Source organism: Kocuria sp. TGY1127_2 (genome assembly GCF_013394385.1).
Taxonomy (GTDB): Bacteria; Actinomycetota; Actinomycetes; order Actinomycetales; family Micrococcaceae; genus Rothia.
The window spans coordinates 2,093,451-2,117,549 of the sequence record NZ_AP022834.1 but is presented as its reverse complement, the minus strand read 5'-3'; the positions used below and the strand labels follow the sequence as shown (position 1 = coordinate 2,117,549).

At 60.9% G+C, this 24,099-nt stretch carries 22 protein-coding genes and 1 pseudogene; 19 read left to right on the top strand and 4 right to left on the bottom strand.

From position 1 onward, the window contains the following. The first annotated feature begins 1 nt into the window (after position 1). Positions 2 to 1,462 carry a peptidoglycan DD-metalloendopeptidase family protein gene (locus sake_RS09470; RefSeq protein ID WP_243155772.1) on the top strand — a complete coding sequence of 487 codons (1,461 nt, stop codon included), beginning with the start codon at positions 2 to 4 and terminating at the stop codon, positions 1,460 to 1,462. A gap of 1 nt (position 1,463) precedes the next feature. Further along, positions 1,464 to 1,931, top strand: a complete 468-nt coding sequence (locus sake_RS09465; RefSeq protein WP_178945889.1) for a hypothetical protein — start codon at positions 1,464 to 1,466, stop codon at positions 1,929 to 1,931. 531 nt (positions 1,932 to 2,462) lie between these two features. On the opposite strand, the gene sake_RS09460 is transcribed toward sake_RS09465, so the two are convergent. The 3 genes from sake_RS09460 to sake_RS09450 all read right to left on the bottom strand — a co-directional run bounded on the left by sake_RS09460 (position 2,463) and on the right by sake_RS09450 (position 4,129). Further along, the gene (locus sake_RS09460; RefSeq protein ID WP_178945888.1) at positions 2,463 to 3,107 is read right to left on the bottom strand and encodes a hypothetical protein; all 645 of its coding nucleotides are present in this window, start codon (positions 3,105 to 3,107) and stop codon (positions 2,463 to 2,465) included. A gap of 326 nt (positions 3,108 to 3,433) precedes the next feature. After that, complete coding sequence (locus sake_RS09455; RefSeq protein ID WP_129360643.1) at positions 3,434 to 3,652, bottom strand: hypothetical protein; 219 nt, start codon at positions 3,650 to 3,652, stop codon at positions 3,434 to 3,436. Positions 3,653 to 3,703: 51 nt separating this feature from the next. Next, entirely contained in the window at positions 3,704 to 4,129 is a 426-nt protein-coding gene (locus sake_RS09450; protein WP_256394868.1) for a M23 family metallopeptidase, read from the bottom strand. Positions 4,130 to 4,234: 105 nt separating this feature from the next. Here sake_RS09450 and sake_RS13540 point away from each other — a divergent pair, with 105 nt between their 5' ends. From sake_RS13540 to sake_RS09395, 12 genes are all read left to right on the top strand, one after another. Beyond that, complete coding sequence (locus tag sake_RS13540) at positions 4,235 to 4,357, top strand: hypothetical protein (RefSeq protein ID WP_256394870.1); 123 nt, start codon at positions 4,235 to 4,237, stop codon at positions 4,355 to 4,357. Between the two features lie 339 nt (positions 4,358 to 4,696). Then, positions 4,697 to 5,569 carry a 30S ribosomal protein S2 gene (gene rpsB, locus sake_RS09445; protein WP_129360641.1) on the top strand — a complete coding sequence of 291 codons (873 nt, stop codon included), beginning with the start codon at positions 4,697 to 4,699 and terminating at the stop codon, positions 5,567 to 5,569. A 110-nt stretch (positions 5,570 to 5,679) separates the two neighbouring features. Next, positions 5,680 to 6,510 carry a translation elongation factor Ts gene (tsf, locus tag sake_RS09440; protein ID WP_178945886.1) on the top strand — a complete coding sequence of 277 codons (831 nt, stop codon included), beginning with the start codon at positions 5,680 to 5,682 and terminating at the stop codon, positions 6,508 to 6,510. A 116-nt stretch (positions 6,511 to 6,626) separates the two neighbouring features. Continuing rightward, positions 6,627 to 7,361 carry a UMP kinase gene (gene pyrH / locus sake_RS09435; RefSeq protein ID WP_129360639.1) on the top strand — a complete coding sequence of 245 codons (735 nt, stop codon included), beginning with the start codon at positions 6,627 to 6,629 and terminating at the stop codon, positions 7,359 to 7,361. A gap of 160 nt (positions 7,362 to 7,521) precedes the next feature. After that, positions 7,522 to 8,079 carry a ribosome recycling factor gene (frr, locus tag sake_RS09430; RefSeq protein WP_129360835.1) on the top strand — a complete coding sequence of 186 codons (558 nt, stop codon included), beginning with the start codon at positions 7,522 to 7,524 and terminating at the stop codon, positions 8,077 to 8,079. Then, positions 8,079 to 8,927: a phosphatidate cytidylyltransferase gene (locus sake_RS09425; protein WP_129360638.1), complete on the top strand. Its 849-nt coding sequence runs from the start codon at positions 8,079 to 8,081 to the stop codon at positions 8,925 to 8,927. Before frr ends, sake_RS09425 begins: the two co-directional genes overlap by 1 nt. A 27-nt stretch (positions 8,928 to 8,954) precedes the next feature. Then, complete coding sequence (locus tag sake_RS09420; RefSeq protein WP_129360637.1) at positions 8,955 to 9,575, top strand: DivIVA domain-containing protein; 621 nt, start codon at positions 8,955 to 8,957, stop codon at positions 9,573 to 9,575. 103 nt (positions 9,576 to 9,678) lie between these two features. Beyond that, a complete protein-coding gene (locus sake_RS09415) occupies positions 9,679 to 11,535 on the top strand; it encodes an ABC transporter ATP-binding protein (protein ID WP_129360636.1) in 1,857 nt (618 codons plus the stop codon). Between the two features lie 156 nt (positions 11,536 to 11,691). Next, positions 11,692 to 13,017: an RIP metalloprotease gene (locus sake_RS09410; protein ID WP_178946321.1), complete on the top strand. Its 1,326-nt coding sequence runs from the start codon at positions 11,692 to 11,694 to the stop codon at positions 13,015 to 13,017. 19 nt (positions 13,018 to 13,036) lie between these two features. Next, positions 13,037 to 13,975 (top strand): GNAT family N-acetyltransferase, encoded by a 939-nt coding sequence (locus sake_RS09405; protein ID WP_129360635.1) that lies wholly within the window; start codon positions 13,037 to 13,039, stop codon positions 13,973 to 13,975. Positions 13,976 to 14,070: 95 nt separating this feature from the next. Further along, positions 14,071 to 15,885 (top strand): proline--tRNA ligase, encoded by a 1,815-nt coding sequence (locus sake_RS09400; RefSeq protein ID WP_178945885.1) that lies wholly within the window; start codon positions 14,071 to 14,073, stop codon positions 15,883 to 15,885. Between the two features lie 62 nt (positions 15,886 to 15,947). Next, positions 15,948 to 16,742, top strand: a complete 795-nt coding sequence (locus sake_RS09395) for a TSUP family transporter (RefSeq protein ID WP_129360633.1) — start codon at positions 15,948 to 15,950, stop codon at positions 16,740 to 16,742. 52 nt (positions 16,743 to 16,794) lie between these two features. Here the strand turns inward: sake_RS09395 and sake_RS09390 are convergent, their stop codons facing one another. Further along, a complete protein-coding gene (locus tag sake_RS09390; protein WP_178945884.1) occupies positions 16,795 to 17,850 on the bottom strand; it encodes a hypothetical protein in 1,056 nt (351 codons plus the stop codon). A gap of 99 nt (positions 17,851 to 17,949) precedes the next feature. On the opposite strand from sake_RS09390, the gene rimP reads away from it, so the two are divergent. From rimP to rbfA, 5 genes and pseudogenes are all read left to right on the top strand, one after another. Continuing rightward, positions 17,950 to 18,597, top strand: a complete 648-nt coding sequence (gene rimP / locus sake_RS09385; protein ID WP_165001019.1) for a ribosome maturation factor RimP — start codon at positions 17,950 to 17,952, stop codon at positions 18,595 to 18,597. Between the two features lie 122 nt (positions 18,598 to 18,719). Further along, positions 18,720 to 19,709, top strand: a complete 990-nt coding sequence (nusA, locus tag sake_RS09380) for a transcription termination factor NusA (protein WP_129360630.1) — start codon at positions 18,720 to 18,722, stop codon at positions 19,707 to 19,709. 150 nt (positions 19,710 to 19,859) lie between these two features. Then, positions 19,860 to 20,216, top strand: coding sequence for a YlxR family protein (locus sake_RS09375; protein WP_129360629.1), 357 nt, complete (start codon positions 19,860 to 19,862; stop codon positions 20,214 to 20,216). A gap of 152 nt (positions 20,217 to 20,368) precedes the next feature. Continuing rightward, positions 20,369 to 23,368, top strand: a complete 3,000-nt coding sequence (gene infB, locus sake_RS09370) for a translation initiation factor IF-2 (protein ID WP_178945883.1) — start codon at positions 20,369 to 20,371, stop codon at positions 23,366 to 23,368. Positions 23,369 to 23,512: 144 nt separating this feature from the next. After that, a pseudogene (rbfA, locus tag sake_RS09365) lies at positions 23,513 to 23,947 on the top strand (30S ribosome-binding factor RbfA); the annotation flags it as partial. Positions 23,948 to 24,099: the final 152 nt, after the last annotated feature.

The following is a 24,099-nucleotide window of genomic DNA, read 5'->3' as shown; positions in this document are numbered from 1 at the left end:
AATGCTAGACGTCTCCGGCTACCAGGCCGGAATCAGCGCTTCGGCTCTCAGCCAATCGGAAATCGCCCTCGCGGTCAAAGTCACCGAGGGCACCGGCGAGTCCAACACGGACTGGCGTCGACAAGCCCAGACAGGGCTCGATCAAGGCAGAACAGTCCTGCTGTACCACTTTCCCCGCCTCGGCGATTCCGACCCACAAGCCGAAGCATATTTGACCGCCACCTCGGGCTGGTGGGGTCAGGGCCGAGTCATCCCGGTTTTGGATTGGGAGGAAGCCTCCTACACGGCCGGGATCCTCGATTACCCGGACTTCGCCGCCGACTGGCTCGCGCGAGTGGCGTCAAGGACCGGGACGACACCCTGGATCTACGCCGGACCGTCCACCGCTGCACGCGGCGATCACGCCGGGTTGAAGAAATACCCACTCTGGCTGGCCGCCTACCCGTACTCGACCCGGCAGGGTTGGGGCGCGCAAGCGTCGCTGGACTGGGCTGTTGGCCTGGTTGGTGGTCTTCCGGGCTGGACGATAGCAGCCTGGCAGTACACCGGGACCGGCCGCATCGACGGCTACGGCGGCGACATCGACATGTCCGAGCTCTACGCCACCAAGGACGACCTCGCCCGCTGGGCCGGCGGGACCGCTTCAGGCGCGTCCGCGTCGGCGATGATCCTGCCGGTCGGTGAGGCACCGATCAGTCAGGATTTCGGGCAGAACGGGACTCAATACAACCTCGCCTCGGGTGGGCACACCGGCCGGGACTACGCCGTGCCGACCGGAACCACGGTCAAAGCGTCGTTGGCCGGGACGGTTGTCTGGGCCGACTGGGTTAGCAACCTGCCCGGTGATGACTCGGCGGCGGGTTGGGCCTCGCGATGGTATCTGCATAAGCAGTTCGGCGGGATCTGCGTCGTGATCGATCATGGCGACTTCTTGACCGTCTACGCCCACCTGAACAGCACGGGAAAGAATCCCGGAGACCGGGTCAGTACCGGTGACCCAGTCGGTGAATCCGGTGCGACAGGGGCCGCGACGGGCCCGCACCTGCACTGGGAAGTGTTACCGAAACCGTTTGCGTGGTCGAACGGCTACTACGGCAGGGTTCATCCGTACAACTTCCTGACCACCTACAACGCATCACATACAGCCGGAGACACGGCCTCCGTAGCAACTAAGGATTGGTTTGATATGGCATCTAGACAGGACCTCGCGGAGGTCGTCAACGACGTACTGCATCAGAATGATGGGTTCATTCGTCGGTGCATCCACGATGTGATCCACAACGAGAAGTTCAACCGTGAGGGCTCCATCAACGGGAAGCCGGTCGGTGGTCAGACGACCCTCGTCACGGAGGCGCAGTACAGCGCTCAGAACTTCGGCAGGTTGAAGGCTGACGTGCTGTTCGCGCAGAAGCAGATCGCTGACCTCAAGGCGGAGATCGCCACTCTCAAGGAGGGCAAATAAGATGGCTAAGAAGACTATTGGGACTACGACGTTGGCGGCGACCGGTGGCGCGTCCATTATTGGGATCGCTTTGGCGACGTTGATCGTGAAGCTGATCCCGGCTGATATTGGTACGGATGGGTTCGCGGCCCTGGCGGTTGTCCTCTCGGCCTTGTGTGGCCTGGGCGCAGGGTATTTGTCCCCGTCGAAAGCCGAAGCCTTAGCCCCGTACCTTGCACCGTCTGCCGATGAGGTAGCGGCTAAGGTCGCTGAGGTTGCCCCGACGGTTACGGTCCCGTCTGCCGATGAGGTTGCTGAGGCTGTGGCGTCGAAGGTCAATACAACAGAGACCGCATCGTATGTTGGTCAGCACGCCCTGAGCACGGAAACGCCGGCTGCGGTTGAGCCCGCATTCCAGGACACGGCGGAGGCGACCACAGAGGAGGCCTACCCGGATTTGGACGCTCTCGCTAAAGTAGGAACTGTCTAGCGGCCTTTAATCATGGCGAATTCAACGAGCTAGATGGTTGAGGTCCCCTTGCTGGCGAGTTGGCGGGACCTCTTCTCATGCCACCATCCCGGTGTAGTCTGGGATGGTCCAGCAGACCTTCTATAGCTTGGCTCAACTTGCTAGCTGGACAGTGGCCTCCCCGCTACTCCCGTTTCGGGGAGGCCACTTTATTTGTATCCGAGATTCCGTCTAGCATTCCACCAACAGGTGGAACTTCGGGAGCTAGGCACGGACCCCATTCATCTTCAACGGTGGGCGGGGCCTCTTTTTCTGTGCGTGGATGTTTTCTAGCGCTCAAGGGACTAGTTAGAATGAGGCTGTCTAGCTCGGCTTCCATAGGGCCTCCCCAAGGGCTAGACAGTTGAGGCCCCTTCAGGTGCATGTGAGGGGGCCTCTTCACGCCCCGTGTACTCTGGATGTGTCTAGCGTTCCATTGGCTACATGGACTCTCATACGTTAGACACGACCCCCGCCCACCAATGAAGGTGAGCGGGGGTCCCTTTTTCGTGTTTATTTGCTGATTACTAGAGGCGTTTCAGTTGCATCGATACCGATAGTCCCGCGCGCAAGCTTTTGCGGCAACGGTTTAGACGAGTACAGTAGCATGTCTTTCACCTCGCCCGCAGCCACTTCACCATTGCCAGTGTTGTACTTATCGTATAAATCGTAATAGGCATCCTGATGAGAATCTTCGGAATCTGAGTCGCCGTATAGGTTAGCTGCTACGTCAGAATCTGGGCGGAGCTCGTACTTAGTCCCTGCATCATCTAAAAGTGTGGGCCCTAAGTTGCTAAACGGAACGGCATCCGCACCCTTCCTGTTGTCTACGTGGATGCTTGCCCATGACCCGGCCGGCTTGCCTGCCCACTGCAGTCCGAGGGCGAGATCCTGAGGAGGCGAGGCGTTGAACGTGATTGTTCCTGTCGATCCTTTCTCCCCGGTGAATTGCATAGTGTCATCGAGGGTGAAAGGTTCAGTATCTTGCGTGGGTGTCTGGGAAGGCATGCCGGTTCCGACATCATCGTAGGCGTCGCTGGGTGCGTCGTAGGTGGTCGGCGCCGACGACTTGCCTTGTGAGTCCTCGTTGCCGTTGTTGGAGCAGGCACTCAGCGCAAGCGCGGCGATCGCGAGGATGGGTAGGGTGCGGGCTTTCATAAGCGTTTCTCCTAAAGAGTGCGGTGATCGACGGTCTCGAGTATAGGCCGAAAAAATTTTGCACCCGTGGATGAGGAGCTCAAAAGTGCACACCATTCTGCACACCATTAAGACAAATAAAGGGTCACAACGGGACAATCGTGGAAACCTTTAACCCCCGAAAAATCAGGTCACATCACCACAAAACAACCCCAGCGAAACCCCAAGATAACTCTCATAATCCTTTGGTCGCGGGTTCAAGCCCCGCACCCCCTACCGAAAGAGCCCGCTTCCGGCCGCCATCGTGCGGCCGCAAGCGGGCTCTTTGCTATTTGGGGGGCCTCGATCTATTTTCCGGTCCGCGTCCAGTCGACTTTTCGCCCGATGCTGGGAGCCCACTTCTCGATGGTTTCTCTCTTCCAACCGAACCATTCCGATGCCTTGGACCCGTGCAGGATGGCGTCAGGCTTGGGCATCGTGCCCGCGTTGTGCCGTTGTTGAATGGCCGCAGGTGTCATCCCCAAGGCCACTGCGATCTTGTGTCGGCTGACGTAGTGCATGGTCACGAGTGATCGGCATCCTTTCCAGCGAGAGGCTCTGAGCGAAGCTTCGCACATTCACACTAAGGGATTGAAGAGTTCCTGGCATGTACAAATCCACATCATGGAATGGGAAGACAGAAGTCTTCGGTTATAGCTGAAGATCAGAGGTCTGGGCCGCGGGGGGAGAGGCCACAGGACGGAGGGGCTAAGGGCTCCCACCAGCAAGAGCGGGTTCACGTAGTCACCGCCGTGTCGAACTCCCCAGTGGAGGCAAGAAGAACACCCCTCGTGTGATTGTTCCCAGTCCCGCCTCGCTATGACATCTCCCGAAGAGACTCTGGTGCCCCGTGGCAGCTGTTCGGTCACGGGCTCGAAACTCGTGAGATAGCCATCGTCCGTGGTCACCGTGATAACGCCACGGTCCACGACCCGACCGGAAAAGGTCACGGTCCCGGACGCCGGCGATCTGATCGTCTGCCCGGGTTTCACGGCAAGGTCCACGCCTCGGTGACCGGGGTCCCACTTCCGGGCGGGTTTCTCGAATTTTCTTTCGACCGCGGGCGCGGGCGAGGTCGGCCATACCCATCGGGGGACCCAGGAAGGCGCGTGAGCCGGTATTGCAAGCTCGTGCGCCCCTCCAAGGACGGCGGCGAGAACAAGGGCAAGGATTGTGTTCATGCCACCATCAAAGGTCCTCGCCACGAGCAGTTTCGGAAGAATTCGGTGTGAATGCCTACTCCGGTGGAAAAGTGTGATTCAGATCGGTGGATATTCGGACGGTGGAGGGCTTTGGCGTGCTGTATAGTTGCCGTAGCAGTGGAACAACTATGTCCGCTGACTTCGCGCGGCCAGCGCGCCCTTCGCATACGGAGGGCGGTGCCTACCAACGGTCCGTCGCCTTTCAGGAGGCGGTAACGGTAGGTTCTGGATCCAGTCGGGCAACCGGCTCGGGAATCGCAGGTCGCTAGGAATGGGGCGAGTCACATGCTCGCTTCATGGAAAACCGATAACTACTAGGCCGATGCGCTGCCCTAAAGTATCTGGGGCGCATCGCACAAAGGAGACGACATGCCCGTCGTAACTATGCGTCAGTTGCTCGATTCCGGTGTCCATTTCGGCCACCAGACCCGCCGTTGGAACCCGAAGATGAAGCGTTTCATCTTTACCGAGCGCAACGGCATCTACATCATCGATTTGCAGCAGTCGCTCGAATTCATCGATCGTGCCTTCGAGGCCGTCAAGGCAACCGTGGCACACGGTGGAACCATTCTTTTCGTGGGTACCAAGAAGCAGGCCCAGGAGGCCATTGCCGAGCAGGCCACCCGCGTCAACATGCCTTACGTTAACCATCGCTGGCTCGGCGGTATGCTGACCAACTTCGCAACCGTCTCCAAGCGTATTGAGCGCATGAAGGAACTCGAGCAGGTCGACTTCGACGACGTCGCCGCATCGCAGTACACCAAGAAGGAACTGCTCCTGCTCCGTCGCGAGTTCGAGAAGCTCGAGAAGACCTTGGGCGGTATTCGCAACCTGTCCAAGACCCCGTCGCTGCTGTGGGTCGTTGACACGAAGAAGGAGCACCTCGCCGTCGACGAGGCCCAGAAGCTGGGCATTCCGGTCGTGGCCATCCTGGACACCAACTGCGATCCGGACGAAGTCGCCTTCCCGATCCCGGGCAACGATGACGCCATCCGCTCCGTGAACCTGCTGACACGCGTTGTCGCCGACGCCGTGGCCGAGGGTCTTCTCGAGCGCAACAACAAGCAGTCCGGCAAGGCTGACGCCGCAGAGGAGCCCATGGCAGAGTGGGAGAAGGAACTTCTCGAGCAGCACGAGGCTCAGAAGGCATCCGAGACCGCTTCCGAAGCCGAGAAGGCTTCAGACTCTGAGGGCTCGGAGAAGACCGAGGCTGAAGAGTCCACCGAGACCTCTTCCAACTAATCCGTAGCTGACCGGTCCGCGCTTGATCGGACCGCACAGTATCCGCAAGGCCGGGCCGCACCGGCCCGGCCTTGCGTTCACGTGCTCATCAAAAAACCTAAGGAGTTCACATGGCGAACTACACTGCAGCCGATATCAAGGCGCTGCGCGAGCGCACCGGTGCCGGCATGCTCGATGTCAAGAAGGCTTTGGACGAAGCCGAGGGAGATCAGCAGAAAGCTCTCGAGATCATCCGCGTGAAGGGCCTCAAGGGCGTGACCAAGCGTGAAGGTCGAGCGACCGCCGAAGGTCTCGTCGCTGCGCACGTTGAGAACGGTGTCGGCTATCTCGTCGAGGTCAACTCGGAGACCGATTTCGTGGCGAAATCGGCCCCGTTCATCGAATTCGGCAACTCGGTTCTCGATGCGGCAGTGAGCGCCGACGTCGACAACCTCGAGGACCTCCTCAAGGCCACCTCGAATGGCAAGACTGTGGAGGAGCAGGTCACCGAGGCCGGCGCCCTTCTCGGTGAGAAGGTCGTCGTGCGCCGCGTTGCTCGCCTCGAGGGCGAGAACGTTGCCGTCTACCTCCACAAGACGTCGAAGGACCTCCCGGCCCAGGTCGGTGTCCTGCTCGCCGTCGATGGCAAGGACTCGGACGAGGTCGCACACGACGTCGCCGTCCACATCGCAGCGATGGCTCCCAAGTTCCTGGACGAGTCGGGCATCCCGGCCGAGCAGGTCGAATCCGAGCGTCACATTGCCGAGGAGACCGCGCGTTCCGAGGGCAAGCCCGAGAAGATCATTCCGCAGATCGTTCAGGGCCGCCTGAAGGGCTTCTTCAAGGAGAACACCCTGGTCGATCAGGACTTCGCCAAGGACTCCAAGAAGTCCGTCGGACAGGTGCTGGAAGAGGCAGGTGCCAAGGCCACCGGCTTTGTCCGCTTCCGAGTTGGCAACTGATCAACGAAGTGTTTGAGGGAGCGTCCACCATGTGTGGACGCTCCCTCTTTGCGTAAGCTAGCTGGGGACGACCAGCCCAACCACGAGAACGCAGGGTCAAGAGCCCAGGAGGATCCATGTCCGTCAATACCGCCCCTTCAGCCGAACCGCAGCGCCGCAGGGTCTTGCTCAAGCTTTCCGGGGAGGTCTTCGGCGGCGGCCGCGTCGGTATCGACACGGCCGTGGTACGGAAGTTCGCCGAACAGATCGCTTCGACGGTTGGTCAGGCTGAAACGTCGATCGTCGTCGGTGGCGGCAATTTCTTTCGGGGCGCCGAATTGTCTTCCGCGGGCCTCGATCGGTCCCGCGCCGATTACATGGGCATGCTCGGAACGGTCATGAATTCCCTGGCGCTCCAGGACATCCTGGAGCAGAGCGGTGTGGACACTCGCGTGCAGTCGGCCATCGAAATGGCTCAGGTAGCGGAGAATTACATTCCGCGTCGGGCCATCCGGCACATGGAGAAGGATCGTGTGGTGATCTTCGGGGCAGGGGCAGGTCTTCCATATTTCTCGACCGACACGGTCGCGGCGCAACGAGCCTTGGAAATCCGTGCGGACGAGGTGCTCGTGGCCAAGAACGGTGTCGACGGTGTCTACACTGCCGACCCCAAGGTCGACCCCACCGCGGAACGTCTGACTCACCTGACCTACGACGAGGCCCTGCAACGGAACATTCGCGTCATGGACCAGACGGCATTCAGCCTCTGCAAGGACAACAACGTCACGATGCGCGTATTTGGCATGCAGGGCGAGGGCAACGTTGCCCGCGCGATCCTCGGTGAAGAAATCGGAACCCTAGTCACTGCCTAGCGTGACGAGGCCGGATGGGTTCGCCCGTCCCCGAATCAGGTCGCTAAACTGAATCAAGGAGACTTTAGACGGTGCCGTACCCGGTCTTTCCTGGCCGGTCGGCGGCGGCTGTCTAGGCCACATCCGAATGGGTGTGACTACACCGAATGAGGAGATCGAATTGATCGAAGATTCCCTGTCCGAAGCCCGTACCAAGATGGGCAAAGCGGTCGACACGGCGAAGGACGACTTCGCCGCGGTACGTACTGGCCGTGCCAACCCCTCGTTGTTCTCGGGCGTCCTGGTGAGCTACTACGGAACCCCGACACCCTTGCAGCAGTTGGCTTCCTTCCAGAACCCGGAAGCACGTACCCTTCTCATTACGCCTTTCGACAAGTCGGCCCTGGGCGACATCGAGAAAGCTTTGCGAGATTCCGATATGGGCGCGAATCCCGCCAACGACGGCAATGTGATTCGCATCGTGATGCCCGAATTGACCGAAGAGCGCCGCAAGGAATATGTGCGCATGGTTTCCGGCAAGGCCGAGGATGCCCGCGTGGCCGTTCGCAACATCCGCCGCACGGCCAAGACCGCGATCGAGAAGATCGTCAAGGACGGGGACGCGGGCGAGGACGAAGGCAACCGCGCCGAAAAGGAACTTGATTCCATCACCAAGAAGCACATCGACCAGATCGACGATCTGTTCAAGCGCAAGGAAGCCGAGCTTCTCGAGGTCTGATGTCGTCTCCTACAGAGTCTTCGTCGACCCCAGAGAAGAAGTCTCGGGCAGGTAGAGACCTCCCTGCGGCTATCGGGGTCGGCGCGACCCTGGTGGTCGTCGTCGTCATTGGGCTGTTCTTCGTTCCGATGGTGATCGTGGCCGTCGCCGCTCTGGCGGCGGCCGTGGGAACCTGGGAGGTCGGCCAAGCTCTGAACCACAAGCGCGGGATGCGCGTGCCGATCATTCCAGCCGTCGTCACGGGCGCCCTGCTCCCTTTCGCCGCGTATTTCGGCGGGGGAGAAGCGCTGATACTTTCCGTGTTGGGCGCCGTCAGTCTCTTGACACTGTGGCGAGCGTTCGGGCAGAAATCCGGGATGTTGCTGTCCATCATGGGCGGGATCTTCGTGATGTGCTGGGTTCCGTTCATGCTCGCGTTGGCAGTCCTGATTTTCCGCGAGGACAACGGTGCTGCAAAGGTGTTCACGATCGTCCTCATGGCCATAGGTAATGACACCTGGGGCTACATTGCCGGCGTGTTCTTCGGTAAACACCCCATGGCACCTAGGATTAGCCCCAAAAAAACCTGGGAAGGCTTTGCCGGGTCCATGATCGGGTCCATGATCGTGGGAGTATTGTGCGCGGTCTTCCTGCTGGGTGCGCCATGGTGGAACGGCATTGTGATAGCCGTCCTTCTGGTGGTCGCTTCCACCGTAGGAGATCTGTCCGAATCCATGGTCAAAAGAGAAATCGGGATCAAGGACATGAGCAACATCTTGCCTGGTCACGGCGGCGTCATGGACCGGCTCGACTCAATCGTCTTCGCAGCCGCCATTGGATACGTCATCTTTGCAGCACTTCTGGTCTGACCCATTCAACGCTCACTGGAGGAATACATGCCCGGCTCATCCGTTCCGGAACAGAACGACGACTCTATTTCGGCTACACAAGAACTAGGCCGAATCGGTCGGGTCGCTCCCAAGAAGAGCGGGTATTCTGTTCGACAGGTGCGGGATATTCTGGATCGGTGCGGCAGGGACGTGGAATTGCTGCGACAAGGTCCATCCGGGGGCGCTATCACCGCGGCCGAGATCCGCGCTGTGGAGTTCGAACCCGAGAAGGGCGGATACGAGCCCGCGGACGTGGACTTCGCATTGGAGTCCTACGAGGACAGATTCGCCGCTGTGGAGAAACAGACATCGATTCAGCGGAACGGTCAAGAGGCGTGGCACGAGTACGCCTCGCAATTGGCTGACCTCGTGATGGGTCGCTTGAAGAGAAGTGACGGTGAGCGATTCAGGCGACCGGCGCGACGTCGCATCGAAGGCTACTTTGTGGGCGATGTCGACAGCCTGTGCGCGGACCTGTTGGAGTATTTCCGTCACAGCGACGATGTCAAGCCGACCTTGATTCGACGGGCCTCATTCCGAGCGGCCACATCCAAACATGCCTATGACGAAGCGCAGGTGGATGCCTTCCTGGAGAAGGCCATTCAGCTGACCCAAGCATTGCGCTGACGCGTGGCACGACGGTGCACAGCCTTTACCCTCCGGGGCCTGAGGCTGAGACCGCCGTGATCCTTCCGGCACCACGACGTCGTGCTTTGGAAGGAGAAGTACTATGCGGAGCATATTCCGCATCATGAAGGCCACCGGATCCCTCTGGCCGTTTTACGTCGGTATCCTCATCTGTTCGGTCTTGACGGCAATCGCTTCCCTGGCGACGCCATTCGTCTTGAAGTTCGCGACGGATGCTGTGGTCGCGGCCCTCAACGGGCACGGCGACTCGACCGCTCGCATCATCTTCACGTTTGCGGGCCTCTATCTGATCATGCAGCTGTTCAGCACCTTCATCTCCAACTACGGCGGATACCTGGGCGACATCATGGGGCAACGGATGCGTTCCCTGCTATCTACCCGGTATTTCCACAAGCTGTTGAGCCTTCCCCAGAGCTATTTCGATACTCAACTCACCGGGTCCGTGGTCTCCCGGCTGAACCGGTCGATCGCGGAAGTCACCTTCTTCATCAAGTCGATGTCGAACAACTTCTTCTCGACGATCATCACCACCATCGCCGTGCTAGTCATCATGTTCGTCTATTACTGGCCCCTGGCGGTTCTCCTGCTGATCATTTATCCGATGTATCTCTGGCTGACCGGGTTGACTAGCAAGAAATGGCAAGTCTGGGAGCGGGACAAGAACGAGCACATCGACCTGGCTGGGGGCCGATTCAACGAAGTCATCTCCCAGCTGAGGGTGGTCAAGTCCTTCGGAACCCAAGCCAGGGAATTAGCGGCGTTCACCCGTCACTTCACGGACACCGTATCCCTGACGAAAGACCAGTCTCGGCATTGGCACCGCATGGACAACTACCGGAGGTCCGTCCTCAACCTCGTGTTCTTCGCGATGTACCTGCTGATCTTCTGGAAGACACTCGAAGGCGATTTCTCCTTGGGCGACATGGTGCTCATGATCCAGCTCATGGCCATGGCGTCGCAGCCGGTCGCGATGCTCTCGTGGATCATCGACTCGGCCCAGCGCGCGATTGCGGGCTCGCGGGAGTACTTCGAGGTCATGAATCTGCCGAATGATCCTCGCGCCGGCTCCGTTGTGGCCCCGACGGTGACCGGAACGATCCAACAGGTTTCGCCCGAAACACCTGCCGTAGCTGAGCCGGCGACCCCGCGCACTGACCGGCTGCCGGACCCCGTCATCACCTTCGACCGCGTCTCTTTCGCCTATGACGGCGAACAGGCGGTTCTCGAAGACATCACGCTCTCGATCGCCCGTGGAGAGAAAGTAGCCTTCGTTGGCGAGTCAGGAGGCGGCAAATCGACCCTGATGTCCCTTCTGCAAGGTCTGTACATGCCTACGAAGGGAAAAGTAGCCGTCGCGGGGTTCGACACCTCGACGTCGACCCTTGGCCAATTGAGGGCCGCGATGGGAATGGTCTTCCAGGACGCCTCCCTCTTCTCGGGAACAATCGCGGAGAACATCGCCTACGCTCGGCCCGATGCGAGCCGTGAAGACATCGTGAAAGCTGCGGAACAAGCCAACGCTGACATCTTCGTCCGGAAATTCGCCGACGGCTACGACTCGCTGATCGGGGAGCGGGGGCTGAAGCTTTCGGGCGGACAGAAACAGAGGATCGCCGTAGCCAGGGCGATTCTCAAGGACGCGCCGATCCTGATCCTTGATGAAGCGACGAGCGCCCTGGATACTCGGTCCGAGCGAATCGTTCAGGATGCCCTCGACCGACTGATGGTCGGCCGAACTAGTCTGATCATCGCGCATCGACTGTCCACGATCTCGGCTGTCGACCGCATCGTGACACTGGAGAACGGCAGGATCCGTGAGATCGGAACTCCCAGTGAGCTTGCGTCCTCGGGCGGGATTTACTCTGAATTGTTGCGATTGCAGATGTCGGCCACCGCGGCGGACCGCCAACGTCTCAAGAAATTCGGCATTGTGGGATGAGCCCATGCGTGGTCGTCGGTGGTACACCGGTCCGTAGGAGCCATTAATGCGGTCGAGAGTCCGTAGAATCGAGCGCGGGCGCGGAAAACCGTCCACGATGGGAACGGACGGGAGACTTTAGTGGATCTTTCTCAAGTTCTGGGCGGGTCATGGCTCATGTTCGTGGTCGGCGTCCTCATCATGGCTGTGGGCATCGCTCTGTCGATCGCGCTCCACGAAGTCGGACATTTGGTGCCCGCCAAATTATTCAATGTCCGGGTCACCCAATACATGATCGGTTTTGGCAAAACCATTTTCTCCCGGCGAAAGGCAGAGACCGAGTACGGGCTCAAGGCTATACCGCTCGGCGGGTATATCTCGATGATCGGGATGTATCCTCCGGACAAGAACGGCGAGAAGATCACGAGCGATTCGACCGGGCTCGTCCAACAGATGGTCTCGGAAACGCGCAGCATGGAGGCCGAGCGCCTGCAACCGGGGGACGAGAACCGTCAGTTCTACCAATTGCCGATCTACAAGCGAATCATCATCATGCTGGGCGGGCCCTGCATGAATCTCTTGATCGGAATCCTCTGCCTGAGTGTCGTGGTTCTGTCCTTCGGGACGGCCCAGCCGACCACCAAAGTTTCGGCGGTCAATCAATGCATTCAAAAGGTCCAGGCCGGTCAGGAAGAGCAGAAAACCGAATGCGGGGCAGACGACCAAGCGGCACCCGCCTATGAGGCCGGGATCAAGCCGGGCGACAAGATCGTGCGTTTCGCGAATCAGGATATCGACTCCTGGGATCAGCTCAGTCGTCTCATTCGTGAACACGGCAACCAGGACGTACCCGTGGTCGTCGACCGGGACGGCCGCGAAGTCAGTCTGAGCATGAGCCCGATGATCACCCAACGTCCCGTGACCGATGCCGCCGGTGTCCCCCAGACAGACACCGAGGGCAAGACCCAGACGCAAGAGGTCGGGTTCATCGGGATCAGCCCCGAGCAGGACCTCAAAGCCGGGAGCATTTCCGAGATTCCACCGGTGATCGGGCAAACCTTCAACCAGATCGGCAGCGTCATCATCAAGCTTCCGCTGCGGGTTTGGGACGTAGGGGTTGCGCTCTTCACCCAGAAAGAACGACCTGCCGATTCTCCGATGTCGGTGGTCGGAGTCGGGCGTGTGGCGGGAGAAGTGGCCTCTACTCAAAACATCACCACCAAAACCAAAGCGGCCTACATCGTCTCTGTTCTGGGAACCTTGAACTTCAGCCTCTTCGTCTTCAACCTGATTCCGCTTCTGCCTTTGGACGGTGGTCACGTTGCAGGCGCCCTATGGGAAGGAATACGGCGGTTCTGGGCACGGTTGAGAAAGAAAGCCGACCCCGGTCATTTCGACCCGATCAGGTTGCTGCCTCTGACCTACGTGGTTGCGGTGGCCTTCATGGGGATGTCGGTCCTGCTGATCGCCGCGGACATTTTCGACCCGGTGAAAATCCTATGACCCCGGGAGCCATGACTTCGTGAAATTCCTGACGCAACGCGCAGATCGTATCTCGGGGCCGACCGTTCGTCCCTTGACCGTCGACGATACCGAGAGCCTCCTCGGATTGATCAACCAATCTCCCGTGGCCAACCTGTTCCCGCTGGAGCATTATGAGCGCATCGGTCTGCCGCGCCCCTCGTTCCTGACGCGGATGCATTCTGCCTCGCCTTTTCTCGGCGTCTTCGAACCGTCTGAAGAGATGGGAAAAACCGAACTCTCCGAGCTGACGGGAGCAGTGTGGTTCGGCGCGAATCTGGTCCCCATCCGTCTGGAACGTCACCACTTCTCCCGGGTTGCGGATTACGTCCTGCGGACCCACAAAAGGCCCGCCTCCTTGTTCGGCCCCGCAGAATTCGTCATGCCCCTGTGGGATCTGATTCGCGGCGGCCTGCCCCGGCCTTTCGACATTCGCCCACAACAGCCGCTCATGGCCCTGGTCGATCACGAGACCGCCCGTCGCGTGGCGCACCGGGAAACCACGTCCGGATTGTCCCCGGTACGGTGGGCCGTACCGAGTGACCTGGAAGCGCTCCTGCCTGCGAGCGTGTCAATGTTCACCGAGGAAGTCGGGTACTCGCCGATGGAACACAACCCGGAGGGATACTCACAACGAGTTCTCGAGACCGTCCGATCGGGCCGTACGGTCGTTGCCACGGACAGGAGGGGAGAGGTGATCTTCAAGACGGACCTTGGCCTCGCAGCGCAGGACATGTGCCAGCTCCAGGGCGTGTGGCTTGCTCCCCGGCTCAGGGGCCAAGGACTTTCCGAAGCGTTCATGGCGCAGGCTTGCGAGCTGATCGCCCCGCGGTTTTCGAGGATCAGCCTGTACGTCAACGACTACAACGGTCCGGCTCGCGCGCTGTACCGAGCCGTCGGTTTCCAACAGGTCGGCACCTTCTCGACGATCCTGATGTAACCGGCGCCTCCTGTCCTGCTGGTATGTACTCCACGGTGGGCTCCTTTAGACTTATCCGAGAGACAACCGGCACCTCAAAGAAACGGACTTCATAGTTGGCCATTCGCCTATCCTCGCTTTTCCTCCGCACCCTTCGCGAAGACCCGGTCGACGCGGAAGTGGATAGCCATAAACTCCTGGTGCGCGCCGGTTACATCCGCCGAGCGGCCCCCGGCATCTATTCGTGGTTGCCGCTGGGCCTACGGGTCCTGACCAAGGTCGAGGCGATCGTCCGCGAGGAAATGGATGCGATCGGCGCCCAGGAAGTCCACTTCCCAGCATTGCTGCCCCGTGAGCCGTATGAAACGTCCAACCGTTGGGTGGAGTACGGAGAGAATCTCTTCCGCCTGAAGGACCGCAAGGACGCGGATTACCTCTTGGCGCCTACGCATGAGGAGATGTTCACGCTCCTGGTCAAGGACATGTATTCCTCGTACAAGGATCTGCCGGTGACCTTGTACCAAATCCAGACCAAATACCGTGATGAAGCACGCCCCCGTGCGGGTCTTCTGCGCGGTCGTGAATTCATTATGAAGGATTCCTACTCCTTCAGCGTGGACGACCAAGGCCTCGAAGAGGCCTACCAAGCACATCGAGGCGCTTACCAGCGAATCTTCAAACGCTTGGGTCTGGAGATCGTCATCGTTCAGGCGCAGTCCGGTGCCATGGGCGGCTCACGCTCCGAGGAATTTCTGCACCCGACGCCCATCGGCGAAGATACCTTTGTCCGTTCCGAAGGGGGATACGCGGCCAATGTCGAAGCCGTCACGACCGTGGCCCCCGAGGCCATCGACATCGAGGGACTGGCGGCCGCGCACGTCGAGGAAACGCCGGATTCGCCGACCATCGATACCCTCGTTGCCCAAGCCAATGCGCTTCACGCGAAGGACGGTCAACAGTGGACGGCAGCGGACACCCTGAAGAACCTTCTGGTGGCCGTTACCCTTCCGAGCGGGGAGAAACAGATCGTCGCCGTCGGCGTGCCCGGGGATCGTGCCGTCGATCTCAAGCGACTCGAAGTCAGCCTCAGTGACGCCCTGGAAGTCGGCGGCGAAGTCGAGGTGAACCAAGCCGACGACTCCGATCTGCGTAGCTACCCGATGCTCGTCAAGGGCTACATCGGGCCCGGTCTGAGCACCGATGCCGCTACTCTGGGCACCGAGTCGACGACCGGCATTCCGTATTTCGTGGATCCCCGCGTGGTCGAGGGCTCCGCCTGGATAACGGGCGCGAATCTGCAAGGTCGACATGTTTTCGATCTGGTTGCCGGTCGCGATTTCACCTGGGACGGTGTCGTCGAAGCGTGCGAAGTCCGTGAAGGCGACCAGGCTCCGGATGGTTCGGGGCCTTTGCATACCGCTCGCGGAATCGAGATGGGTCACATCTTCGCTCTCGGTCGCAAATACGCGGATGCCCTGGGGCTTCGCGTACTGGACTCCAACGGCAAACTCGTCACCGTGACCATGGGTTCGTACGGTGTCGGCGTCACCAGAGCGCTCGCGGCCATTGCCGAATCCAATCACGATGAGCGGGGTCTGATCTGGCCCCGCGACCTGGCGCCTGCGGATGTTCATGTGGTCGCCGCCGGCAAGGGCGAGGAAATCATGAGCGGTGCCGAAGGCATCGTGGAGCAGTTGGAACGAGCTGGCTTGCAGGTGATCTTCGACGACCGAGCCAAAGCGTCTCCCGGTGTGAAGTTCGGTGACGCCGAGCTGCTCGGTGTTCCGACGATCCTGGTCATAGGACGCGGCTACAAGGACGGCAAGGTCGAGATCAAGGACCGGATCAGTGGTGAATCCCGCGAGGTCGACCTCTCGATTGTGGTGGACGAAGTGGTGAAGGAAACCAAGTCGGTCGCTTCCGACGGCTGAACCGCGATCTATGACGTGAGCCGCTGAACGAAAGAGCTGAATGAAAGAGGGGTACTCGGAAGGTGATCGCGGGAATCGAATCCCTGGATCCGAGCACCCTGGTTCTTGTACTCGTCGGCGGATTCCTGGCCGGTTGGGTTGATGCCGTGGTGGGCGGTGGCGGTCTGATTCAATTGCCCGTTGTGCTCATGATCCCGGGCATGACTCCGGTGCAGGCCCTCGCAACCAACAAATTCGGTTCTCTGCTCGGAACCAGCACCAGCGCGGTGACGTACTTCCGTCGCACGACGACGCCTCTCCGGCCCTCGTTGCCGATGGCGGGCGTCGCCTTCTTCGGCAGTTTCGCGGGAGCCGCGGTGGCCGCATCCCTGCCCCAAGCAGTTTTCAAACCCGTGATCCTCGCGGCCCTGGTCGCGGTGGCCGTGTTCACCGTGCTCAAACCGAATGCGGGGACATTGACCAAGCCCACGATGGATTCCCGGACTGTGCTCGTTCGTTCGACGGCGCTGGGACTCGTCATAGGTTTCTACGACGGTGTTCTCGGCCCAGGAACGGGGTCATTTCTGATCATCGGTCTCATCACGCTGCTCGGCCAGAACTTCTTGCGGGCCAGCGCGCAGGCCAAAGTCGTCAACATGGCGACGAATCTCGGTGCCTTGGCGTTTTTCGGGTTCCACGGTTCGGTGGTCTGGGCTCTGGGACTGCTTCTGGGAATCGCCAACATGGCCGGAGGCTATACCGGGGCCAGAAGTGCCGTGTCTCAAGGGAACAGGTTTATCCGCGTCGTGTTCCTGGCCGTGGTGGCCGTTTTGATCGTCAAAACCGGCTGGGATGTTTACGGCGACGTGATCGCATAGGGACGAGACTTGTTCAGCGCCCGATTCCAGTACCCCGCTGTGGGGCCATCCGTCAGGAAATTCCGGGCAGGGCCGGCACATCCCCGCTGATCTGGGTCGAGATCGCGGTGTTGAGAGCCAGCGAACGGGCGCCCCAAGCGGTCCAGGAACCAGATCCCTGAGCATCGGACTTACCCGGCTTCTGGGATCGGATCACCCCGATCGATTCGCTGCCGAGATGATCCGCCTGTTCGGCCATGATTTTCCCCGGCTCCCGTGCAGCACCATGGGGGAGTTTGTAGGCGGCCTTCGGCTGCGGCATCGCGGAGCAATTCTGATCCAACCCGGCACGCAGCTGCTGAAGCTGAGAAGAATGAATCTTGGCGGCGACCACGATCCGGTCCGAGGTGTCTTTCGGTATGTTGTCGACGTCCTGGCGGGCCTGGAAGTAGGACTCGGACCAGGTCGACGTATAGAGACCCGTCAGAACCTTCGTGAGGTTTTCGGAATCTTCCGCATTCGATCCGTCGTCGGCTTGTTGGGAACCAGCGCCCCCGGAGGCCTTGTCCTTGGCATCGTCGGACATGGCAGGGCACAACCCGTCGGCCTTCAACGCCTCGTTCTGCCCTAAACCGGTGAGGTCCTTGAGCTCCCTGCTCGCCGCCGACGACGGGTCTTCGACCTCGGCCAAGGTTCCATTCAAGAGCTGGACCGTGGCCCATTGACCGACCGAGATGGAGGTCAAAGTGGCGGACTCGTCCGAGGACAGGCCTGTGTTTGAAGCGAGATCGTAAATGCGTTGTGAGCTCTGAGTCATCCGTTGTGCCAGGCCGGGTACGTCCTGAGGCGCGTGATCCTCCTCAGGCTGGGCGTCCTCGACCGCTGAACGATTCAGCGCATCGAGCTGCTCGTGGAGATCCGATTCGAGGCTGTCCTTCTGGGACCCGGCGACACCCGAACTCCGGACGGCCGCTTGAAGACTTTTCAGCTCCGCCGCCGCCTGCTGTTGGGCTGCGACGCCGCCCTGATTGTGTGTGGTTCGCCACCAGACGAACCCTGAGACTGCTGCCAGGAGCAAGAGCACGATCAGCAAGAAAACAAAAATGGTCTTTGCGGCGGAAGTTTTCATCCGAACGTGTTTCCTCTGATGCGTTGCGGTCCTGGGTCAACTCACCATCATGGCATGTCGGGCAGGGCTGTGGGCGCTAACCTGGGGAGAGGACATGACATGACCATTACAGGAGGTCTCTTGGCCAACAACGGCTCGAACCCCAAGTCCACCACCAGCAAGAACACTTCTCGTCAACGCCGTCGGACCGCTCGGATGAAGGCCAACGCCGGATACTCGGACCAAGCTCATCCGAGGAATTCTCTGTCCGACACGCTGGACTTGCCTTCCTTGCGGGAGGCCATTGCGCCGGTCGTCGGGCAGTTCAACCTGGTTCTCGAAGAGGTCAGCGCCCGCGGCGCAGGAAAGAACCAGACCGTGACGGTCGTCGTCGATCTTCAGGAAGACGAGGAAGGCAGCGTCAGTCTGGACACCATCGCCGAGGTCTCCGGAGCAATTTCCGAGACCCTGGACCGGACCGAAGGAGACCCGGAAGAGACATACCTGCTCGAGGTGACATCCCCCGGTGCAACCCGCATGCTTTCCGAGCCTCGTCACTGGAAGCGGTCGCGAGGCCGGCTCCTCAGTCTGCGCCTTTCGGGCGGCGAGACCTTCGTCGCGCGCCTCGAAGAAACGGACGGTCGTACCGCGACGATTGCACGTCGGAGACAGACTCCCAAAGGCGTTCCGGCGAAGTATCTGGAACCGGAGGAGATCTCGGTTGAGGACGTCGAAGCGGCCCAGGTAGAAATCGAGTTCAGCCACTAGGACATCCCGGCTAGAATAAGTCGGAACACAGGGGCCGCCCAGCACAGGATCCAGGCCCAGTCGGGTACCGGAGCGCTGAAGCGTTCCGGTGCTTTGGCACATAGAGCAAGGAAAGGCCAGCAATGGACATCGACATGAGCAACCTCCGACTCTTGGAGAAGGAGCGTGACATCCCAGTCGGTCAGCTGATCCAGATGATCGAGTCCGCTCTATTGCTGGCGTACGAGAAGAACCCCGGTGCGATCCGCAACGCGCGTGCCATCGTAGACCGCGATACAGGGCACGTGCGCATTATGGCTCCGGAGATCGACGAAAACGGCGAGGTCATCGGTGAATTCGATGACACTCCGCGCAACTTCGGTCGCATTGCTGCGGCCACGGCCCGGCAGGTGATTTTCCAGCGATTGCGTGAAGCCGAGGACAATCAGGTCCTTGGCGACTTCCGCGACCGTGAGGGGCAGCTCGTCTCCGGGCAGATCCAGCAGGGCGGTCGGAACAACATGGTCCAGATCGACCTGGGAACCGTGGAAGGTGTTCTTCCCCCGCACGAACAGGTGCCCGGCGAAAGCTACTCTCATGGATCCCGCATCCGCGCATTCGTCGTCGAAGCCCGTCGCGGGTTCAAGGGCCCATCGATCACGCTGTCCCGCTCCCACCCGGACTTGGTTCGACGTCTTTTCGAACACGAGGTGCCGGAGATTGAGGACGGTTCCGTCGAAATCATGTCGATCGCTCGCGAGGCCGGTCACCGCACCAAAATTGCAGTGAGGGCGACGAGGGAAGGGATCAACGCCAAAGGTTCCTGCATCGGAGAAATGGGCTCGCGCGTCCGAGCCGTGACTTCCGAACTCAACAACGAGAAAATTGATATCGTCAGCTACTCCGAGGACCCCGCCGACTACATTGCCGGCGCTCTGAGCCCCGCTCGAGTCGCCTCGGTCGAGGTGGATCCCCAGGGCAGGTTCCAGGCCCGGGCCATCGTCCCGGACGACCAGCTCTCCCTGGCGATCGGAAAGGAAGGCCAGAACGCACGTCTGGCCGCGAAACTGACGAATTGGCGCATCGACATCGTCTCCGAGTCCAAGGCGCGGGCGGCGGATCTCGCCGAATAACCGGTCATTCTGGTAACGGTCCTCACACGGGACGGTGTATTTTGCCGAATCTTTGGGGGAAACGCCCGGTGGGGGGATAGACTGGAATGCGGTCATCGACTGCGAGCGACGGCCCGAGCAAGCAGGAGCGGTCCGGAAAGGGGAAAGCCTATGTCTTCCCCTCCCGGTATTCGTACGTGCATCGGCTGTCGGCGGAGCGAAGATCAAACCGCACTAGTACGTGTGGTCCTGCAACGGTCGCAGGGAGCGCAAACTGGCGTCGTCGTCCTGGATCCCAAAAGGTCCTTTCAAGGACGTGGCGCCTGGTTACACCCTGACCAGGAGTGTTTGGACCGGGCGGTCAAGACCAAGGCATTCGCCAGATCTTTCCGTACCCGAGTCGATTCCGAACACCTCGAAGGTCAGTGGTGCGCGGAAGAAAACGCCGTCCTGCGGCGTTATGCGGCCACTGAGGAACACCCCCTAGCTCAATCAACGGACGCACAAGCGTCTGAAGAAAGCGAGTAGAAAACCGATGGAAACCCGATGAGTGCCGCGCAATGAGTACTTCACTGTGCTCTGCAAACGGCGAGTCCCAAGGCAATTATGTGATTGCCGGGAGCCTTATACGGAATTAAGCGGTTTGTGCCTGTTTCGGCGCAGACCGAGACAGGAGTAATGTGGCCAAGCCCCGCGTTCACGAGCTCGCGAAAGAGCTCAACATCACCTCGAAGGAAGCGATCGCCAAGCTTCAAGACTTGGGCGAATTCGTTCGTGGTGCATCCTCCACGGTGGAACCCCCCGTGGTGAAAAAACTGCGCGCCGCGTTTGCGGACCGCGCACAGTCACCTTCTGAGCCGGGCAAAAAGTCCGGAGGCAAGAAGGCGTCCACTACATCCGAGCCCTCTGATCAGAAGGCCGAGACCAACAAGGCCGAGGCGCCTGCACCGGCGACGCCGGCTGCACCCAAGCCCGGCGCGAAGCCCAAGCCTTCCGGGCCAACCCCTGCTACAGCAGGGAAGCCGGCCCCCAAGCCGGCAGCGGAAGAAAAGGCGGCCGTTGCGGAAGAGAAGCCCGCAGCACAGCCGGAACCGACTCCGTCGCCGACCGAGGCTGCATCCGCGAAGTCCGACGAAAAGGCCCAGGAAAAGTCTGACCAGGACTCGGCTCCCAAATCGGGCAACGCGCCCAAGCCCGGGACTCGTCCCGGCAACAACCCGTTCAGTTCCCAGCAGGGCATGCGCACGGATTCCTCCGCGCCCAAGCCCGGCTCGGTGCCGACCCCAGGACCCCGTCCCGCAGCATCACGTGGAGGTGCGCCCAAGCCCGGTGCCCCGCGTCCCGGCAACAACCCGTTCAGCTCCCAGCAGGGCATGCGCGGCAGCAACAACGGCAATCGCCGCGGTGGCCCGCGTCCCGCCCAGGGACAAGGTCAGGGTCAAGGCGGACCGCGTCCCGGTGCACCGCGTCCCGCCCAGGGACAAGGACAGGGACAGGGCGGACCGCGTCCTGCCGGACCTCGGCCCGCCGCTGGCGCGGGTGCAGGCGGCCAGCGGGGGAATGCTCCTCGCCCGGCCGCATCCGGTGGAAATCGTCCTAGCCCGAACATGATGCCGGCCAAGATGCCCTCGAACGTCGGCGGACGGCCCGGTGGCGGCAGCCCCGGCGGGGGGAATGGTCCCCGTCGTGGTGGCCCGAGTGCCGGTGGTCCTCCGCGCGGCGGCGGTCGCGGACGTGGCAATGCCCAGGGTGCTTTCGGACGCGGAAATTCACGTCGGAAGCAGCGCAAGTCGAAGCAGGCAAAGCGCCATGAGTTGGAGCAGATGCAGGCACCTGCGGTGGGCGGCGTCGTCGTTCCCCGGGGCAACGGCGATACTGTCGTACGCATGCGTCGCGGGGCTTCGGTCATGGACTTCGCGGAGAAGATCAACGCCAACCCGGCCGCACTGGTCACCGTCCTCATCCACTTGGGTGAGATGGCGACACAAACCCAGTCCTTGGACCAGGAGACGTTCGAATTGCTGGGCGAAGAGCTGGGCTACAGGGTCCAGATTGTCTCGCCCGAGGACGAGGAGCGCGAGCTCCTCGAATCCTTCGACATCAACCTCGACGCCGAGCGTGAGGCAGAGACCGAAGAGCAGCTCGAAGCGCGTCCCCCCGTAGTCACCGTGATGGGTCACGTTGACCACGGCAAGACCCGTCTGTTGGATGCCATCCGCCACACCAATGTGATCGAAGGTGAAGCCGGCGGCATTACCCAGCACATCGGCGCTTACCAGATCACAACCAATGTGGACGGCACCGACCGCCTGATCACTTTCATCGATACCCCAGGTCACGAGGCGTTCACCGCTATGCGTGCCCGCGGTGCGAAGGTCACGGACATCGCCGTGCTCGTCGTCGCCGCCGATGACGGCGTCATGCCCCAGACCGTTGAGGCCTTGAACCACGCCCAGGCGGCCAACGTGCCGATCGTGGTCGCGGTCAACAAGATCGACAAGGAAGGCGCGAACGCGGACAAGATCCGCGGACAGCTGACCGAATACGGTCTGGTGCCCGAGGAATACGGTGGTGAGACCATGTTCGTCGACGTTTCGGCTCGTCAGAACCAGAACATCGAGGAACTGCTCGAAGCCATCTGCCTGACCGCCGACGGCGCGCTCGAACTGCAGGCCAACCCTGATAAGGAAGCCCGCGGTGTCGCGATCGAAGCGAACCTGGACAAGGGACGTGGTGCGGTCTCGACCGTGCTGGTCCAGTCCGGTACGCTGCACGTCGGTGACAGCATTGTCGCGGGCGTTGCCCACGGCCGTGTCCGAGCGATGTTCGACGAGAACGGTCAGAACGTCGCAGAGGCCGGTCCTTCGCGCCCCGTGCAGGTCTTGGGCCTCTCCACGGTTCCGCGGGCAGGCGACACGTTCCTGTCGACACAGGAAGAGCGCACTGCTCGTCAGATCGCTGAAAAGCGCGAGGCGGCGGACCGCAACGCTCAACTGGCCAAGCGCCGCAAGCGCGTCACGCTCGAGTCCTTCGACGAGGCCGTGGCCGAAGGCAAGATGGACACGCTCAACCTCATCATCAAGGGCGACGTCTCGGGTGCCGTGGAGGCTCTCGAGGATTCGCTGCTCAAGATCGAGGTCGGAGACGGCAATGAGGTTCAGCTGCGTGTGATCCACCGTGGCGTCGGTGCTATCACCCAGAACGACGTCAACTTGGCCACCGTGGATAACGCGATCATCATCGGCTTCAACGTCCGTCCGGCCGAGCGAGTCACCGAACTCGCCGACCGCGAAGGCGTCGAGATGAAGTTCTACAGCGTCATCTACCAGGCCATCGACGAGGTCGAGCAGGCCCTCAAGGGCATGCTCAAGCCCGAGTACGAGGAAGTCGACCTTGGTTCCGCAGAAGTCCGCGAGGTCTTCCGCTCTTCCAAGTGGGGCAACATCGCCGGCTCGATCGTGCGGAGCGGTCTCATTCGCCGCAATGCCAAGGCTCGCCTGGTGCGTGACGGCAACGTGATTGCGGATTCGCTCAACATCGAGTCGCTGCGTCGCTTCAAGGACGATGCAACCGAGGTCCGTGACGGTTACGAGTGCGGTATTGGGCTCGGATCCTTCAACGACATCAAGGAAGGCGACATGATCGAGACGTGGGAGATGCAGGAGAAGCCCCGCGACTGATCGCGTGGTTGAAGGACCTGCCGCCTGAGTAGCGGTTGAAGAAGCATCGGGCCGGTGTCCAGGAGTAACCTGGACACCGGCCCGTTTTCCACGGAATGCACAATTTTCCGCGCCCATCAGGGCGCAATGACATGAGGAGAGATCATGGCTGACGCAGCCCGCGCGGCTCGCATGGCGGACCGCATCAAGGTCATCGTGGCCCAAGCCCTCGAACGCCGAATCAAGGATCCCCGCCTCGGCTTCGTGACGGTCACGGATGCTCGGGTCACCAATGACCTTCAGCACGCCACTGTTTACTACACGGTCTACGGGACCGAAGAGGAACAGGCAGGCACCCGCGCCGCCCTCGAATCGGCGAAAGGCATCCTCCGTTCGGAGGTCGGGAAGAACATTACGGCTCGCCTGACGCCGACGCTGACTTTCGTCGCGGACGAAGTTCCCGTGAATGCGAGCCACCTCGAGGAAATTTTGAGGCAGGCCCGTGCCCGCGACGCCGAACTGGCCGAGGCCGCCGAAGGAAAAGCTTTCGCCGGTGATGCCGATCCATACCGACGCGAGGACGAAGAGACGGAAGCACAGGGCACGGACGACGCCGTCGCGACGCCCCACATGGACGCTGCCCGCGGGGACAGCGACAACCTTCGAACCGCCTACGATCCGGTCGAGGAAGACTTCGGAGACGGCTCCAGCAGCGATCCCGATTCAGGGGCCAACGAGGTCCGCGAGGCACC